Genomic DNA, 17,289 nt, shown 5'->3' with positions numbered 1-17,289 from the left:
AGCCTCGTCGGTGTCGTCGCCCGTGCGCGCGCGACTGCCACCACCGAGACGCTTTTCTCGCCGGGGCCGTAGTAAAAATCGTGACCGACGAACAACTGGACCCCGGCGACGTCGACGAGCCGCCAGACAGGGCGGCAGCGGTCGGCGACCCGGTGGTCCGCGGCGACCCGAGCGTCGCGGGCGAGCGAGCCGCGGAGGCGGTGGGGTTCGACCCGGACACCGAGGAGAGTCTGCGGGCGGCCGCCGAGACCGTCCGTCGGTTCGCCACCCAGACCGTCGGCGCCGAGGACAACGTCGTCCTGCTGCGCGGAGCCGCCGCCAGCGCCGCGCTCGTCCGCGGCGAAGGGTCGTACAAGGCCGCCGCCGAACGCGCCGGCGAAGACGTCTCCGTCTCGTTCATCAGGAAGTGGGCCCGCGTCCACGACCTCCCGCAGTCCGTCCGGCGCCACGTCGCGCGGGGCGACATCCCGCCGACGGCCGCGAAACACGTCGCCCGCGTCGACGGCGACGCTCGGTTCGCGCTCGCGTGGGCCATCCTCGACGGGGGACTCACCGTCCGGGAGGTCCGTCGACTCGCCTCCGAGATCAACGAGGGCCGCGAGCCGAGGCGGGTCCTCCGCGAACACGGAATCTCTCCCGGTCGCGTCAGCGTCGACCTCCCGTTCGAGACGTACCGACGGCTCCGCGTGACGGCGTCGTTGGACGACCGTCCGCTCGGTGAGGTGCTCGGCGAGGCGCTGGATCGGTACTTCCCGGAGGAACGCAGGGACCGCGGCCGAGACGCGGAGTAAACGCTTAAACCTGACCGGCGACTACGCGTGTTCGCTGGGCCGGTAGCTCAGTTTGGGAGAGCGTCCGGCTTTTAACCGGACGGTCGGGGGTTCGAGTCCCTCCCGGCCCGTCACACGAGCTTTTTACCGTTCTGGTCTGCGCCTGCGGCGCGCACCGCTCACGGCGAAAGTGTCGATCAAAAAGGCGCTCGCTCGGGCCACGATCACCGATCACGATACCCCCCTGGCGTCCCAGTTCCTGTGACAGCGGGCCAGACTTCAGTCGCCGAGCCGACAGGAACGGACGTGACTGGGGTAAACGAGTACACGGAGCCGTTCGCGCGGTTCTACGACGCACAGCTGCACGACACGACCGTCGGCGACGAGACGTACTACCGCGAGGCGGCGGCGGACGCCGACGGCCCGGTGTTGGAGGGTGCCTGCGGCACCGGCCGGCTGTACCTGGAGCTGTTGCGTGCAGGGGTCGACGCCGACGGGTTCGACGCCTCGCCGGCGATGCTCGACAGGCTCGAGGCGAAGGCGGACGCCGACGGACTCCACCCGAGCGTCTGGGTCGGCGACCTCCGGACGCCGGGCGCGGACCGCGAGTACGAACTCGTCGTCGTCCCGTACAACTCGTTGGTCGCACTGACGACCGTCGACGACCAGCTCGCGGCGCTCGCGGCCGCCCACGAGCTCCTCCGTCCCGGCGGGCGACTCCTGTTCGACGTCTACGTCCCGCGGCCGTCCGTGGTGGCGGAGTCGTTCGGAGAGTGGCGCGAGACGACGGTGACGACGGCCGACGGGGAGACGCTACGGGGGCTGACCCGGACGACCGTCGACGACACGGTCGCACAGACGTACCGCGCCGAGCGCGAACTGCTGGACGACGACGGCAACGCCGTCGCCAGCGAGACGTACGTGAACGCACACCTCCCGCCACAACAGGTCGAACTGCTGGCGCGGGCGTCCCCGTTCGGCGACTGGACCGCCGCCGGCGGGTTCGAGGGCCAGCCGCTGGCGGACGACGCCGAGATACAGGTGTGGGAGCTGGAGAAGACGGAGCCGACGACGAGCCACACGAGTAGTTACACGCCAAAATAAACGAGTTTCTCTGCCGACAGGATGGGGTTAACGTGTGAACCTGGCAATTTATGCCCGAATCGTGGCTTGTGACCACACGGCATGCGCCGCAGACAACTGTTACAGACGCTCGGGGCGGGGGCGGTGGCGACGGGAGTCGCCGCAGTGCCGGCCGCGGCGGGGGGATCGTACACGGACGAGTACTACGACGGACTCCACTACACGAAGTACGTGCCCGACAGCGCGTCGGCGGGGTCACCGTTGGTCGTGATGCTCCACGGCTGCTCGCAGGAGCCCGACAACTTCGCGGCCGCGACGGGGATGAACGCGATCGCAGACCAGGAGGGGTTCGTCGTCGTCTATCCGGACCAGTCGTCGTTCTCCAACGCGTTCGGCTGTTGGAACTGGTACTACGACGCGAACACGGACCGCGGGAGCGGCGAGGGGGCGTCGATCACCAACATCGCGTTGCACGCCGCGAGCGAGGAGTCGTGCGACGAGAGCCGGATCTACCTCGCCGGCTTCTCCGCCGGCGCGGCGATGGTGCCGAACCTGCTCGTGTCGTACGCCGACGTGTTCGCGGCCGGCGGGATCCACTCCGGACTGGAGTACGACGCCGCAGACACCGCGACGACCGGCACGTACGCGATGACTTGGGGCGGACCGGACCCGTACAACAAAGCCGAGGACGCCTACGACGCCATGCAGGACTACGGCGTGACGGGGCGCGTCCCCACCGTGGTGTTCCACGGCACCTCCGACTACACCGTGAACGACGTGAACGGGGACCAGGCACGGACGCAGGCGGTGGAGACGAACGACCTCGTCGCCGGCGGCGGCGTCGTTACCACGGACCCGGACGACCGCGTGTACGACTCGACGGGCGGGTACAACTACCGCCGCGACCGTTACACGGACGCTCAGGGTCGCGTCAACGTGGAGTACTGGCTCGTCGGCGATATGGGTCACGAGTGGTCCGGCGGCGACGCCGGATCGTACGTGGCGCCGGACGCCCCCGAAGCCAGCGACGCGATGTGGAAGTTCTTCCAGCGCTGGTCCCTCTGAGCGCCACGGACGCCGCCTCGTGGCGCTCCCGGCAGCCGATGTGTGAGACACCACACTTATGAATTAGACTCGTCTAATCCCTGGCAGACAGATGCTGAGCGACGTGATGGAGGACTACCTGAAAGCGATCTACGTCATCCAAGAGGAGTCCGGGCCGCCGGTGTCGACCTCCGCCATCGCAGAACGGGTGGGGAAGACGGCGCCGACGGTGACGAGCATGCTGGACAGCTTGGAGGAACGGGGGCTCGTCGCCCGCGAGAAGTACGAGGGAACGGAGCTGACGGCGGAAGGCGAGACCGTCGCCATCGAGGTGTTGCGCCACCACCGGCTGTTGGAGACGTACCTCGCCGAGCGGCTCGACTACTCCTGGGACGAAGTCCACGCAGAGGCGGACGCACTGGAACACCACATCAGCGAGGCGTTCGAGCGCCGGGTCGCGGAGGTGTTGGGCGAGCCGGCAGCAGACCCCCACGGGGACCCGATTCCGGGTGCGGATCTGGAGCCGCCGGTCGAGGAGTCGGCAGTGCCGTTGGCGTCGTGTGAGCCGGGCGACCGGATCGTCGTCACCCGGGTGAGCGACCGGGACGACGAAGACCTCGCGTACCTCGCGGACGCGGGAATCACTCCCGGGACGACCGTCGCCGTGACGGACGTGGCGCCGTTCGGGATGGTGACGGTGACCGTCGACGGGACGGAACAGAGCCTCCCGGAGTCGGTCGCGGGGTCGATCCTCGTCAGCCCGGCAGACCGGGCCGACGACTTAGACGACGTCGAGACCACGGGGGCGGGCGCGTGACTGGATTCCTGGAGATCGCCCTGATCGCTGCGGTCGCACAGTTGACCGTGCTCCCGGGCGAGAAGGTGCAGTTCATCATCGCCGGGCTGTCGACGCGGTACAGACCGTTGTTGGTCGTCGGCGCCGCCAGCTCCGCGTTCGCGGGCTGGACCGCCCTGGAGGTCCTGTTCGGGGAGGCGCTCCAGCGCGTCCTGCCGGGAATCGTCTTGGACGCGACGACGGCGGCGTTGTTCCTCGTGTTCGCGGTGTTGCTGTACCAGTCGGCTCCGGACGGCGGCGTCTCCGCGACCGACGGCGGTGTCGTCGGTGCCACGCAGGTGCCCGACTTCGAGCTGGCCGGCTTCACCGTCGGCGGACCCGTCGGGCGGTTCCTCTCCATCTTCTCGATGATGGCCGCCGGCGAGTTCGGCGACAAGACCCAGCTCATCACGATCGGGCTGGCCGCACAGTACGGTGCCAGCCCCGGGATCTGGGTGGGGGAGATGGCGGCGATCATTCCGGTGAGCCTGGCGAACGCCTACTTCTTCCACCGGTTCTCACACCGGTTCGACCTCCGGAAGGCCCACTACGTCGGGGCGGCGATCTTCGCCTTCTTCGGCGTCGACACGGTCGCGTCGATCACCGTCGGCTTCTCCGCCTGGGAGATACTCGTCGGCACCGTCTCGGAGATTCTGCTGGGCGTCGTCTGACGGGCCACCGTCAGTCCACGCTGTCTTCTCTTTCGGTGTTCTCGCCCTGGTAGTCGCCGTCGTACTGTTCCTCGTGGTCGGCAGCCGCGAGCACGAACTGCCCGATCCGCGCACCCGGCCGGATCTCGATCGGGTGGTGGACCTGGAGCAGTCCCTCGCCGCGACCCTCGTAGCCGGCGTCCCACACCGCCGTCTCCAGCGTGCAGCCGTTGCGCAACAGCGTCGACCGCGGGAGGACGAACCCAACGTGGCCGTCCGGCACGGCGATCACCTCGCCGTACCTGACGACGTAGCCGCCCGGCTCCAGCCAGTACAGCAGTTCGCCGTCCTCGTCGGCGTCCGGGTCGATCCGTCTGCGGTCGCCGACCCGTTTGCCGTCCGTGTCGATCCGTCCCGGCTCCGTCGGCTCGAACACCGCGTCGAGTGTCAGATCGACGCCGTTCGGCTGGACCTGGTCGTCAGCGAGCGACGCGTCGTCGTGTGGCCGCAGGTGGGCTGCGACCGACGCTCCCGACTGAAACACGACTGGACTCACCACTGTGGAGTGTATAAGTCGTGTGCGTTCGTGCGGCTCGTCTCCCAGAGGGCCGACAGCGCCGAGTGAGAGACATCTCGGCACGAGACGCTCCGTACGCGGTGTCCCACGCCGGACGTGCGAGGGAAAGAGCCAGCAGACGCAGCGTGTTGCGGTCGGTGGCGGAGGCGGACGTCGCCGGGGCGGGCGGCGTGTTCGCTGGGTGTGCCAGGGCGGACGGAGTCGAACTGAACGACTGTGCCGAGAGTGACTGTGACGAGACGGCGTCCGCCGCTCGGTCGAACTCCCCGCCAGAGAGACGACGGTGCGATACGCCTTCGGCCCGTTCGGCTACCACTGTGTCGGCGACTTCGAGGTCTGGGCCAGCGGGTGCCGGAGAGCGTAGCTCCGACCCGACGACCGACGACCGGCGGCTCCCCAGCCGTCGAATTCCTGGCAACCTTTGCGAGCGGGCGGGAGCTCACCCCGACGCAGTCTTGCGATTCGGTGCAGGACACGTCTTCTCGCCGGATTTATATCTGTTCGGAGGGGAGTCCCAAGCGATATGGGTCAGACGATCACAGAGAAGATCCTCGACGATCACCTCGTGGACGGCGAGCTGGAGACCGGCGAGGAGATCGGGATCGACGTCGATCAGGTTCTCACACAGGACACCACCGGAACCATGGTCTGGCTCCAGTTCGAGGCGCTGGAGATGGACGAGGTTCAGACGGAGCTGGCGGCACAGTACTGTGACCACCAGACGTACCAGTTCGACTTCAAGAACACGGACGACCACCGTTTCCTGCGGTCTGCGGCGGGCACCTACGGGGCGTACTTCTCCCGGCCCGGCAACGGGATCTGTCACCAGGTCCACAAGGAGAACTTCGCCGCCCCCGGCAAGACGCTGCTGGGCTCGGACAGCCACACGCCGACGCCGGGGGGACTCGGCCAGCTCGCCATCGGCGCGGGTGGGCTCGACATCGCCGTCGCCATGGGCGGTGGCGCCTACTACGTCGAGATGCCGGAGGTCGTCAACGTCCACCTCACCGGTGAACTGCCGGAGTGGGCGACGGCCAAGGACGTGATCCTGAAGCTGCTCCAGGACCTCACCGTCAAGGGTGGGGTCGACAAGGTGCTGGAGTACACCGGCCCGGGCGTCGAGAGCCTCTCGATCCCGGAGCGGACGACGATCACGAACATGGGGACGGAGCTGGGGGCGACCTCTTCCATCTTCCCGACGGACGAACAGACCCGCGAGTGGCTCGAGGAGTTCGACCGCGAAGACGAGTTCGTCGACCTCTCGGCCGACGACGACGCGGCGTACGCCGACACCATCGAGGTCGACCTCTCGGAGCTGGAGCCGTTGATCTCCAAGCCGTCGATGCCGGACAACGTCGTCCCGGTGAGCGAGGTCGCGGGCGAGGAGGTCAGCCAGGTCATCGTCGGCTCCTGTACGAACGGCGCCTACGAGGACATTCTCCCGGCCGCCAAGATGCTGGAGTCGGAGAACGTCAACCCGAAGACGGAGATGATCGTCGCACCCGGCTCGAAGCAGGCCAGCGAGATGCTCGCCCGCGAGGGGTGGACCGCCGAGATGATGGCCGCCGGGGTCAACTTCTCGGAGGCCACCTGCGGCGCCTGCATCGGGATCGGTCACGTCCCGGCCAGCGACTCCGTCTCGCTGCGGACGTTCAACCGTAACTTCGAGGGTCGCTCCGGAATCGAGGACGACTCCGTGTTCCTCTGTTCCCCGGAGGTCGCCGCCGCCGCGGCGATCACCGGCGAGATCACGGACCCGCGCGAACTGGACATGGAGGCGCCCGGCTTCGAGATGGGCGAAGGGTACTCCGCCGGCTACGGCGCCGACGACCCGGACATCATCGCGCCCGACCAGTCCGTCGACGACGACCTCATCAAGGGGCCGAACATCGGCGACGTGCCCCTGAAGGAGGAGCTCGGGAGCGACGTGGCCGGCGAGACGCTCCTGAAGATGGGCGACAACATCACCACGGACCACATCACCCCCGCGAACGCGGAGGCGCTGAAGTTCCGTTCGAACATCCCGAAGTACGCGGACTTCACGCTCACCCGGATCGATTCCTCGTTCCCGGACCGCGCCCGCGAGGCGGAACGCGGCGTGTTGGTCGCCGGCGAGAACTACGGACAGGGCTCCTCGCGCGAGCACGCGGCGCTTTGTCCGATGTTCCTCGGCGTCGAGGCCGTGTTGGCCCAGAGCTTCGCCCGCATCCACCACGCGAACCTGTTCAACTTCGGGCTCGTCCCGTTGGAGATCGACGAGGACACCTACGAACGGATCGAGCAGGGTGACGACGTGGAGATCGTCGACGACGTCGAGGCGGGCGTCCGCGACGGCCAAGAGGAGTTCACCGTCCGCGTGAACGACGATTGGGAGGCGACGGGCACTCTGGACGCCTCCGAGCGCGAACGGGAGATCCTCGCGGCCGGCGGGAAGCTCTCGTGGACGAAGGAGCGCTACGGCGGCGGCAGCAGCGACGCCGCGCCCGCCGACGACTGACGACTGACGACCGGCGTCAGTACAGCACCGCGGCGACGAGCGAGTCGATTCCCGACTCCTCGACTCTCCGTTCGTACTGTTCCGTCAGCGACAGTCGTTGTCGCGGGCGGCCGGTCGGGACGGACTCCGTGTCCGTCGTGACGACACCCAACTCCTCCAGCCGCGTCTTCTTCCGCGAGAACGTCGCCTTACTGGCGAGTCCGATCTCGTTGCCCCACCGCGTCACGTCGTAGTGGAGCTGTTCGTGACGGGCGGCGATCATCACGACCACCGACGCCGGGTCGAACGCCGTCGGGTCCGGGGCGCGGGTGACCGTCGACAGCGCCGCCTCGAAGTCCGCCGCGGCGGCCCGGCCGAACTCCGTCGTCAGCGTCTCGCGGACGGTCGACAACGACGGGGTAGTGAGTCGGAACGGGTCTCTCGTCTCCCAGGCATGTCGGCAGGTTTCGAACACGTCCGCCGCGAACGTCGCCCGCCGGGCCGCGACCGCGGTGTCGGCCTCGCCGACGATCACGGGGACGAACACGGCCTCGGCGGTGGCGAACACCGTCGTCCCCTCCGTCGTCTCGTCCGTCCGGACGGACAGCCGACCCTCGGCCGACAGCTCCGCGGCCGTCGCCGCCGCCTCGAAGTCGCGGGTGAACCGCCGGAGCGTCGTCGCGCCCGCCAGCACGCGGATCGGCGGCGTCGTCTCGTCGTACCGCGAGGCGGCGACGACGAACGAAGACAGCAACTGCACCGGCGGATCGAAGGCGTACAGCGTCCCCTCGGCCGTGTCGAACAGTTCACGGAACGTCTCTACTTCGTGACGCTCGATAGTCGGCATTACCAAGAGTAGCTACTTCCCGTGGGTTAATACTGATGAAGTATACTCACAGTATAACTTTTCAGAGAATCAGACATACAGGTGGCTTGAGAATTTAACACGATTTATAAAAAGTTATAAACTTGTTCTCGTCGTCTCGAGTGATATGTCGTGCCAGAAGGCGACAAAAGAAGCAGTATCGTCGAAGATCGTGCAGCTGTTCGCGGCCCGCCCGTGGCTGCTGGTGTTCCTGGTCGTGCTCGCGGTGTCGGCTGCCTCCGGAACGCTGGTGCTGGAGGGTGGCGGCGAGTGGGCGCTGGAGCCGGGTGTGATGGAGGACGGGGATAGTCACCCTGGGCCTTAGTAAACTAAGCTACTCCGAGAACAGAGATTTCAGTTCTCCCGGCCACCAGAGTTCATTTTCGTAGACAATAGGAGATTCAAGCACGTCTAAGTAGTCTATTAGATCTGAGACATTCATGCTGCTTAACCGCTCTGAGCCCCAGAGATGCCATTGCTCGTCCAATTTTCCTCTGACTTTCCCACCAGTAGTCGATGGTGAACCGTGTCTAACAACACCAACTAAGTCGTTGCCTTCGCCGTGTGAAATCCACACATCCGGTGGGACCAGCGAGTCCGTCTGCGTCAACACGTACGTTCCGTCCCCGACCACCGCGTAGTCCTTCGGCGTCGGCAGTTGTTTGCGGGCCTTGTCGACCGCGCGCTCCATCGAGAAGCCGTACATCATCATCCGGGCGAACGCGGTGCCGACCTCGGCCGCCTCGTCGTCGGCGACCCGTTCGAAGGTGACGCCGCCGGCGACGGAGCCTCTCTGCACGAGTCGCTTCCCCTCCGGGTAGGAGCCACACGCGTTGAGGAAGAACGTGCGCGCGTTCGACTCCGAGAGGCTCTCCGTCGAGAGCGCCCCGTCGGCACACTCCAGGCCGTCGTCGTCTCGGTGGCCGATGTAGTGGACGAGGTCGTGGCCGGCCTCGAAGATCCGGGCCAACTCCGCCGTCGTGACGTTCTCCTCGATCCGTACCTCCGCGTTGAGTTGGGGCGCACGCTCCCGGTAGTGGTCGACGGCCGCCGTGTGCTCGTCGCGCATGGCGGCGTCGTCCGCGTCGTCGACGGTCAACAACGGCATGTCCCGGTCGACGACGACGGCGGCGACGGACATCGGGGTGTCTTCTTCCCCGCGGTAGCGGGAGCGGTTCTCGTACGCCTCCGGGAGCGTCTTGAACACGTCGATGGGCACGTCGTCCGCGAGCCAGCCGTGGGTGCGGGCCGGGCACAGGTCCGGGTCGACCAGGTCGACGCTCGACACCTCGCGGCGGACCCGGTAGCTCGTGTCCCCGTCGGCCGTCGCCTGCGGAGGGCCGCCGAACCCGTCGGACATCGTCCGTTCGAGGAACTCCCGCTTGTCGAGCGACGTGGCCGACGGCAGGAACAACTGCGACAGATTCGACAGGAGGTGCGGCAGCGTCTCGACGTGGTCGTACGTCGGGTCGACGTACATCCCGAGGTGCCACTCCGGGAACCGGTCGGCGACGGCGTCGAACGGGGTGTCCAGGTACGTCCGGAGTCGTTCGGCCATCGGCGCCTCGTACAGCCGAGCGGCGTCCAACCCCAGCGTGTCGAACGTGTCCGCGACGGCCAGTTGGCCGCCGTGTGGCCCGGCGCCCCTGGCAACACAGTCCAACGAGAACACTCGCCGCAGCAGCGACGCGGTGCGTCGCTGGAACGCCGGCAGCGTCCCCAGCGGTTCCTCCTCGCCGTCGAACAGGAGTCGCGGCCGCGCGTCCGGCTCCGTCCGGAACGTCGCGCCGAGGTAGTGACCCAACGACGCCGCGGTGAACAGGTACCGGAGGTCCGGCGGGACGACGATCTCGATCCCGGTGTCCGGGCGGCGCTCACGCAGCGCCGCGGGCAGCAGTCGCTTCTCGCCCACCGTGATCGACGGCGGGCGACTCCGTTTCGTCGGCCACGTCCGGTCTGGCGTAGTGTCGGCCGTCGTCGCCGGCGCCAGCGACAGCGCGTCCGCGACGCCGTCGGGCGTCGGCGGCACGACGATCGACGACCCCGGAGCGTCGACCGTACTGTAGAAGCCGAGCGACACTGTCGTCGGCTCGTCGAACGACAGTTCGTAGTCGCCGGGCTCTCGTCGCGTCAGCGTCACCGGTGCGTCCGTCCGGAGGAACACCCGGACCGTCGCCGAGAACTGGAACAGACGCGCGCCGGCCGCCAGCCGCTCCGTGCCCTCGAACCCGCCGAAGTCGCGTCGGTGGCCGTTGTCGAGGTCGGCAGCGACGAGGTACACCGACGGCAGTTCGAGTCGCTCGACGCGCCCGCTCACGGTCTCGTCTACCGTCTCCGGGTCGAACGCCGACGACGACAGCGCCGTCTCCACGGACGGGGCCTCCGAGACCGGCTCCCACCCCTCGGCGCCGACCTCGACCGTGTTCTTCGTCGAGTCGATCGCTCGGAAACCGTCGCCCGTCCGTTCCAGATCCATCCGTTGGAGGCTACGCGAGCCGAACAGTATTTCACTTTTGTTAGCTGTCTTAACAGACGCCGTTGATATTTGCTCGGAGACCGTAGCTGAGACCGCTTCCAGTCGGGATGTTCTCGTGTTCGAGCTTGGACACGAACGGATCTCTCGCTAGTTTACTCGGGACGACAGGAGCGCGGCGGGCTCACGCCAGGTCGTCGAGCACCTCGTCGGTCAGCTCCGCGAGCGGCACCTGACGCTCGTCGCCGGTCGTCATGTCCCGGACGGTCACCTCGTCGTTCGAGAGGTCGCGCTCGCCGACGATCAGGGTGAGTGAGGCGGCGATTCCGTCGGCGTACGACAGTTGGTCGCCCAGTCCACGCCCGGAGAGGTCCGTCTCTACTGTCAGGCTCTCCTGGCGGAGCCGTTCGGCCAGTCCGACCGCGTCCGACGACACGGAGTCGGAGACGGCCGCGACGTACACGTCCGTCCGTGGCTCCTCGGGCGGGAGCTTCCCCTCCCGTTCCAACAGCTCCCGGGTGGGTGAGTAACCGAAGGCGAAGCCGACGGCCGGCACCTCCCGGTCGCCGAACAGCCCGACGAGGTCGTCGTAGCGGCCGCCGCCGAACAACGCCCGGAGCTCCCCTTCGCTGTCGAACGCCTCGAACACGAGCCCGGTGTAGTAGGCCAGTCCGCGGACGATAGACAGGTCCAGCCGACAGACGTCCGCGACGCCGTACGCCTCCAGCCGGTCGGCCAACTCCTCCATCCGCGCGACCGCCTCGCGGGTCGCCTCGTCGTCCGGCGCCCGCTCTGCCAACTCCGACACCGTCTCCGCGATGGGGCCGGAGATGGACGTGAGCTCGTCGATGCGCTCGACAGTGTCGCCGTCGACGCCGACGTTCGCCAGCGCGTCGTGGAACTCCGTCCGGCTCAGCTTCTCTTTGTCGTCGACGACCTGCATCACCTGTGTGGTGTTGTCGACCCCTTCGGCGCGCAACATCGCCTCCAACAGCCGGCGGTCGTTGAGCAGGAAGTCGACGCGGTCGCGGACCCCCAGCTTCTCGTAGATCCGTGCGGCACACGCGACGATCTCTGCGTCGGCCGCGACGGACTCCACCCCGAAGATGTCGATGTCCGTCTGGAAGAACTCCCGGTCGCGCCCCTTCTGGACCTGCTCGTAGCGCCACCGCTTCGAGGTGTCGAACCACTTGATCGGCGTCGACAACTCCTGGCGCTTGGCCTGGACCATCCGCGCACGGGTCGGCGTCTGCTCCGGGGTGAGTGTCACCTCGCGCCCGCCGCGGTCCTCGAACGTGTACGTCTGGTCGAGGAGCTCGTCGCCGGACTTCACCCTGTACAGCTCCGTCCGTTCGAGCGCCGGGGTGTTCACCTCGCGGAAGCCGAACTCCCGTGCCGTCGATTCCACCGTGTCGATGACCTGTCGCCACGAGGCGAACTCGTCGGCGTACCGGTCGTAGAAGCCCTTCAGGCTCGTGATCTCGTCTGTCATCTGTCGTGTCTCGAACACTCCGAGTCTGCTGACCGCCCCCGGCACCGCCTCGACCCCGAGGCCGTACTCGGCGGCCGTGGAGCCGGAGACCGTCATGTAGATCCCCGCCACGTCGGTCGGGGCGTCTGCGAGTAGCTGTTCTTCGTCGTCGAAGGCGACGCCGTCCGTCCGCCGGGCGTACCCCGCGTACGTCTCGACGCGGCCGACCGTCTCGAACGTGCGCTCCGCGAGCACACGCCCCAGCCGCTCGAACGCCGCCGGCACCAGGACGACCGACGGCGCCGCCGGTACCGCGCCGTCGCGGCCCATCGCCGCCCACTGCACGGGCTCACCCAGGGCGTCGACGCGTTCGTACCCGTGGTCGCTCAGTTCTCGTTCGACCGTCGTCTCGAACCCGTCGACGGTCGTCTCCGCTCCGGCCGCCAGGAACCCCTCGATCAGCTCGTCGTAGCCGGCGTAGAAACGCGCCACGCCGGCCTCGCGGTAGGCATCACTCGGCGACTCGTACCCCTCGATTCGGCGGGTCGTCAGCTCCGCCGCCTCGAACACCGGCCGCGGTTCGAGTCGGCCGTAGTCCCTGAAGCCGAGCCTGAGCGTGCTGCCGTCGGCCGTCTCCGAGATGTCGTTGACGAGCGCCACCTGCTCGCTGACCTCGTCGAAGCCGACGCCGGTCCTGGCGGCGCGTTTCCCCCGCTCGTCGATCACCTCGCGGAGCCAGGCCGCCTCTAACGGCTCACCCTCGAGTTCGTGTCGCAGCGCCGTGTAGGCGTTTCGTCCCTTCTCCGGGACCATGAACCCGTCCACCGATCATGCGGAATCACCACGCACGACACGACTCCGTCGGCGGCTGCCGTCGTGTCTCACTGTACTCCCGTCTGGTGGTGGCCGTCGTAAAGCTATGTCGGTGTCTGCTCCGGACGCCATCCCCCACCGGGCTGGGGGTCCCGAGCGTGGACCCGTCGTCAGTCGAACGAGCCGTCGAGGAACCGTTCGCGGGTCTCCGCGTCCGGCACCGGACACGACTCCTTCCGGCCGAACACACGGTAGCGGTGTTCTGCCACCATGTCGTAGCCGGCGTCCCGGAGAGGCGCCGGCACGAGCTCGAACAACCGCGCCGCCGGCAACGGGTCGTCGAGGTACCGGGTGACCCGGAGCGCGGCGTCGGACTTCCGGGAGACGCGCTCCCCCTCGATCAGGACGACGGAGTCCATCGTCTCCGTCGGCAGCCCGACCCGTTCCAGCAACGCCTCGCCGACCGGCGACTGGAGCGGGGCGAACGACACCCGGCCGTCGCCGTCGTGGTCGACCACGAACCGAACCGTCCGGTTACACAGGTTGCAGACGCCGTCGAACAGGAGGATGGGGCCGTCGACCGTCGACAGCACCGTGTCGGCGTCGACGCCGCTCGCGTCCGGCTCGCCGCCGTCGCTGGCAGTCTCGTCGTTCACGTCCGTGTTTCGGGGCGAGAACGGTATCAACCCCGCGCTCGTCGCGCTCGGTGGGCACGCTGGGGACGACGGCGACCGACGGCGTTTTGCGCCACACCGCCCGACCGTCGTGTATGTTCCCGACGGACCGCCCGCGTCGCCTGCGGACGGACGGCCTGCGCTCGCTCGTGTCCGAGACACGGCTGGAGCCGACGGACCTGATCGCGCCGGTGTTCGTCGACGCCACGACGGACGAGCGGGTCCCCATCGAGTCGATGCCGGGCCACGAGCGCGTCCCGGTGAGCGAGGCCACAGAGCGCGTCCACGAGGTCACCGAGACCGGCGTGGAGACGGTGATCCTGTTCGGCGTTCCCGAGTCGAAGGACGCCCGCGGCAGCCGGGCGTACGCCGACGACGGCGTCGTCCAGCGCGCGACACGCCGGATCACCGACGAGACGGACGCGACCGTGATCACGGACGTCTGTCTGTGTGAGTACACGGACCACGGCCACTGTGGCGTGCTGGAGGCCGACGCCGAGACGGACCCGACGACGACCGTCCGCAACGACGAGACGCTGGACCTGCTCGCCCGCACGGCCGTCTCGCACGCCGAGGCCGGCGCCGACGTGGTCGCCCCGTCGTCGATGACGGACGGGATGGTGACGGCCATCCGCGAGGGACTGGACGACGCCGGCCACACGGACGTGGCTCTTCTGAGCTACGCCGCAAAGTACGAGTCGTCGTTCTACGGCCCGTTCCGCGACGCCGCCGACGGCGCCCCCGCCTTCGGCGACCGCCGTCACTACCAGATGGACCCCGCGAACGCCCGCGAGGCCCGCCGCGAGGTGCGACTGGACGACCAAGCCGGCGCGGACCTCCTGATGGTCAAGCCCGCGCTCCCGTACCTCGATATCGTCGCCGAGACGCGCCGCCAGACGGACCGCCCCGTCGCCGCCTACAACGTCTCCGGGGAGTACGCCATGCTCCACGCCGCCGCCGAGAAGGGGTGGTTGGATCTGGAGGCGACCGCTCACGAGTCGCTGCTGTCGATCAAACGCGCCGGCGCCGACCTGATCGTCACCTACTTCGCCGAGAGAGTTGCAGAGAATCTGTAGCCGCCAGCCACAGCGGAACTGTTACTTATCGAGGACCTGGGCGATTCGGCGACGAACACGCTCTCCGAACGAGGGATAGTTCCCGCGTCGCTCGTCTCGTGCCGACCGGAATCCAACGAGTCCGAACAGTGTTCGAGAGAACTCCGAGCCCTTCCTGATCCGACTCGGCTCGTTCTCGTACTGGATGGGGTCGTTGTCGTCTCGACTCATCGTGTGTGGCTCGTTACTCGCGCTTATTCATAGTTTGGACTACTTTTATCCCGACATGGAACAGGGCCGTGGGAGGTCCGAGAGTGATCGCATCGATGTACAATGCAAAATCTTCTGTTTGGTAGAACGACTCGGCAGCTATCACGATCACGAATCCACCAGCCCCGACAAACAGGAACAGTGTTCCGAGGAACACGAGCAGCTGCGCGGTGTCCAAGGCCTGAGAATTTTTATTTACTTTTTTGATGCGTCTTCAATCATAAACTCGTATTGCTGGATGTGGCTAGAAAGGGCAGACTGATATCCATAGGGGGGACTACTCGCTTCTCCTCTCTGCTCTGGGCCAATCCCAGCAGGGTAGCCAGTTACCGACGATATGATTACACCTAGTACAGATGTGAACAGTGTCATTGTCAAGCCAATTGAGAGGATAGCGATGTGTACAGCAGGAATCTCTAGAAGTGACGACGAACCCCCGACGCTCACCGCGGAGACAGCGAACCCGATCACGAGCGTCGCAGTCCGAGACGAGCGGAGTGCCTTGTCGTCGATCTCTTCGAGCCGCTCCGTCTTCAGTTCGTACTCTCGTCTCGCCTCTTCGAGTGTCAGCTTGAGGTTCTGAATCCGATCCGTGCGCCCGTCCACATCCAGACAAGATAGTCTAAAGTTATACCGTTTCCGATGGTCTAAATGTCATAGTATTTTTGTGATTCCATCACGAACGACCGTTTAAGTACCATCCCGCCGGAGTACACCTCGATGACACTCGGCGAAGTCGACCCGGACCCGTCGCCCGACACGCCGCCGGTGCCGGCGCTCGCGGACCGCGCGGCCGCGTGCGCGGACCGGCTGGCCGCGGCCGACGAGGTGTTGGTCTGTTCACACATCGACGCGGACGGGCTGACGAGCGCCGCGGTGGCGTCTTTGGCGCTCCGGCGGGCGGGGATCACCTTCGAGACGGCCTTCTTCGATCAACTCGACGAGACGGCCGTCGCGCAGGTCGCGGCGACGGAGTACGACACCGTCCTGTTCACGGACTTCGGCAGCGGGCAGTTGACCGCCGTCGCCGAGGCGGAGCGCCGCGGGGCGTTCACGCCCGTGATCGCCGACCACCACCAGCCCGCCGACGCGGAGACGGAGTTCCACCTCAACCCGCTCCTGTTCGGGATCGACGGCGCCGCGGAGCTGTCGGGTGCCGGCGCGGCGTACGTCCTCGCCCGAGCGCTGGAGGAGGCCGGCGACACGCCGGCTGCGACGGACGGCGGCACGGCGGTCGCGGACGCCGGGGCCGCCGGCGACACGCCGGACAACCGCGACCTGGCGAAGCTGGCCGTCGTCGGCGCCGTCGGCGACATGCAGGACTCCGGCGACGGCCTCGCCGGCGCCAACCGCCGGATCGTCGCCGAGGGGGTCGCCGCCGGCGTGCTCAGCGAGGAGACGGACCTGACGATCTACGGCCGGCAGACCCGACCGTTGCCGAAGCTGCTGGAGTACGCCGGCGACGTACAGATCCCGGGAATCTCCGACGACCAGGCGGGTGCCGTCGAGTTCCTCCAGGAGACCGGGATCGACCTGAAGGCGGACGGGGACTGGCGCCGCTGGGCGGACTTGGACGGCGAGGAGCGCCAGACGGTCGCCAGCGCGCTCGTCCGCCGGGCGGTCAGCTCCGGGGTGCCGGCCGACCGCGTCGAGTCGCTGATCGGGACGACGTACGTGCTCACCGACGAGACGCCCGGCACGGAGCTCCGGGACGTGTCGGAGTTCTCGACGCTGCTGAACGCGACCGCGCGGTACGACCGGGCGGACGTGGGGCTGGCCGTCTGTCTGGGCGACCGGGGAGCGGCGTTGGAACGGGCTCGCACGCTGCTGCAACAACACCGGCGGAACCTCTCGGAGGGGGTGGACCTGATCCAGACGGAGGGAACGGAACGGGCGGACAACCTCCAGTGGTTCGACGCCGGCACGCGCATCCGGGAGACGATCGTCGGGATCGTCGCCGGCATGGCCGTCGGGAGCGACGGGATCCCGCGTTCGGTGCCGATCCTGGCGTTCGCGGAGACGGAGGGGGGCGACCTGAAGGTGTCCGCACGGGCGACGGGACGGCTCGTCGCTCGCGGGCTCGACCTCTCGACGGTGATGTCGGAGGCGGCCGCGGCGGTCGACGGCGAAGGTGGTGGACACGACGTGGCCGCGGGCGCGACGATCCCGGGTGACGAGAGAGAGACGTTTCTGGACCGCGCCGACGAGATCGTCGACCGCCAACTGGGGTGAG

The 17,289-nt window shown here is 67.7% G+C and carries 16 protein-coding genes and 1 tRNA gene; 10 read left to right on the top strand and 7 right to left on the bottom strand.

The genetic code is table 11. The features are described from left to right. The first annotated feature begins 77 nt into the window (after window positions 1-77). The 6 genes from RYH79_RS01310 to RYH79_RS01285 all read left to right on the top strand — a co-directional run bounded on the left by RYH79_RS01310 (window position 78) and on the right by RYH79_RS01285 (window position 4,403). A complete protein-coding gene (locus tag RYH79_RS01310) occupies window positions 78-791 on the top strand; it encodes a DUF7119 family protein (RefSeq protein WP_370900722.1) in 714 nt (237 codons plus the stop codon). A 36-nt stretch (window positions 792-827) separates the two neighbouring features. Further along, window positions 828-901, top strand: a tRNA-Lys gene (locus RYH79_RS01305). A gap of 175 nt (window positions 902-1,076) precedes the next feature. After that, the gene (locus tag RYH79_RS01300; protein WP_370895460.1) at window positions 1,077-1,874 is read left to right on the top strand and encodes a methyltransferase domain-containing protein; all 798 of its coding nucleotides are present in this window, start codon (window positions 1,077-1,079) and stop codon (window positions 1,872-1,874) included. A gap of 81 nt (window positions 1,875-1,955) precedes the next feature. Further along, window positions 1,956-2,918, top strand: coding sequence for an extracellular catalytic domain type 1 short-chain-length polyhydroxyalkanoate depolymerase (locus tag RYH79_RS01295; protein ID WP_370895458.1), 963 nt, complete (start codon window positions 1,956-1,958; stop codon window positions 2,916-2,918). A 91-nt stretch (window positions 2,919-3,009) separates the two neighbouring features. Then, complete coding sequence (locus tag RYH79_RS01290) at window positions 3,010-3,714, top strand: metal-dependent transcriptional regulator (protein WP_370895456.1); 705 nt, start codon at window positions 3,010-3,012, stop codon at window positions 3,712-3,714. Further along, window positions 3,711-4,403 (top strand): TMEM165/GDT1 family protein, encoded by a 693-nt coding sequence (locus tag RYH79_RS01285; protein ID WP_370895454.1) that lies wholly within the window; start codon window positions 3,711-3,713, stop codon window positions 4,401-4,403. The genes RYH79_RS01290 and RYH79_RS01285 overlap by 4 nt, the downstream gene beginning before the upstream one ends. A gap of 10 nt (window positions 4,404-4,413) precedes the next feature. Here the strand turns inward: RYH79_RS01285 and RYH79_RS01280 are convergent, their stop codons facing one another. After that, window positions 4,414-4,926 (bottom strand): deoxyuridine 5'-triphosphate nucleotidohydrolase, encoded by a 513-nt coding sequence (locus RYH79_RS01280; protein ID WP_370895452.1) that lies wholly within the window; start codon window positions 4,924-4,926, stop codon window positions 4,414-4,416. Between the two features lie 556 nt (window positions 4,927-5,482). Here RYH79_RS01280 and RYH79_RS01275 point away from each other — a divergent pair. After that, a complete protein-coding gene (locus RYH79_RS01275; protein ID WP_370895450.1) occupies window positions 5,483-7,456 on the top strand; it encodes an aconitate hydratase in 1,974 nt (657 codons plus the stop codon). A 16-nt stretch (window positions 7,457-7,472) separates the two neighbouring features. Here RYH79_RS01275 and RYH79_RS01270 read toward each other — a convergent pair whose 3' ends face one another. Next, window positions 7,473-8,282 (bottom strand): transcriptional regulator TbsP domain-containing protein, encoded by an 810-nt coding sequence (locus RYH79_RS01270; protein ID WP_370895448.1) that lies wholly within the window; start codon window positions 8,280-8,282, stop codon window positions 7,473-7,475. Window positions 8,283-8,427: 145 nt separating this feature from the next. Here RYH79_RS01270 and RYH79_RS01265 point away from each other — a divergent pair, with 145 nt between their 5' ends. After that, window positions 8,428-8,625, top strand: a complete 198-nt coding sequence (locus RYH79_RS01265) for a hypothetical protein (protein WP_370895446.1) — start codon at window positions 8,428-8,430, stop codon at window positions 8,623-8,625. 9 nt (window positions 8,626-8,634) lie between these two features. Here the strand turns inward: RYH79_RS01265 and RYH79_RS01260 are convergent, their stop codons facing one another. The 3 genes from RYH79_RS01260 to RYH79_RS01250 form a co-directional block, all read right to left on the bottom strand. Next, complete coding sequence (locus RYH79_RS01260; RefSeq protein WP_370895444.1) at window positions 8,635-10,776, bottom strand: hypothetical protein; 2,142 nt, start codon at window positions 10,774-10,776, stop codon at window positions 8,635-8,637. A gap of 181 nt (window positions 10,777-10,957) precedes the next feature. Continuing rightward, the gene (hisS, locus tag RYH79_RS01255; RefSeq protein ID WP_370895442.1) at window positions 10,958-13,069 is read right to left on the bottom strand and encodes a histidine--tRNA ligase; all 2,112 of its coding nucleotides are present in this window, start codon (window positions 13,067-13,069) and stop codon (window positions 10,958-10,960) included. A gap of 158 nt (window positions 13,070-13,227) precedes the next feature. Beyond that, window positions 13,228-13,713, bottom strand: coding sequence for a thiol-disulfide oxidoreductase DCC family protein (locus RYH79_RS01250; protein ID WP_370895440.1), 486 nt, complete (start codon window positions 13,711-13,713; stop codon window positions 13,228-13,230). Window positions 13,714-13,826: 113 nt separating this feature from the next. Here RYH79_RS01250 and hemB point away from each other — a divergent pair, with 113 nt between their 5' ends. Then, window positions 13,827-14,807 carry a porphobilinogen synthase gene (gene hemB, locus RYH79_RS01245; RefSeq protein ID WP_370895438.1) on the top strand — a complete coding sequence of 327 codons (981 nt, stop codon included), beginning with the start codon at window positions 13,827-13,829 and terminating at the stop codon, window positions 14,805-14,807. 21 nt (window positions 14,808-14,828) lie between these two features. Here the strand turns inward: hemB and RYH79_RS01240 are convergent, their stop codons facing one another. Next, on the bottom strand, window positions 14,829-15,017 hold the full coding sequence (locus tag RYH79_RS01240; protein ID WP_370895436.1) for a hypothetical protein: 189 nt from the start codon (window positions 15,015-15,017) through the stop codon (window positions 14,829-14,831). A 234-nt stretch (window positions 15,018-15,251) separates the two neighbouring features. Then, entirely contained in the window at window positions 15,252-15,662 is a 411-nt protein-coding gene (locus tag RYH79_RS01235) for a hypothetical protein (RefSeq protein WP_370895434.1), read from the bottom strand. Window positions 15,663-15,776: 114 nt separating this feature from the next. On the opposite strand from RYH79_RS01235, the gene recJ reads away from it, so the two are divergent. Next, window positions 15,777-17,288 (top strand): RecJ family nuclease, encoded by a 1,512-nt coding sequence (gene recJ, locus RYH79_RS01230; RefSeq protein WP_370895433.1) that lies wholly within the window; start codon window positions 15,777-15,779, stop codon window positions 17,286-17,288. Window position 17,289 lies beyond the last annotated feature (1 nt).

Origin of the sequence: Halobaculum sp. MBLA0143 (assembly GCF_041361465.1) — an archaeon.
Classification (GTDB): Archaea; Halobacteriota; Halobacteria; order Halobacteriales; family Haloferacaceae; genus JAHENP01.
This window is presented reverse-complemented; position numbering and strand designations above follow the sequence as displayed.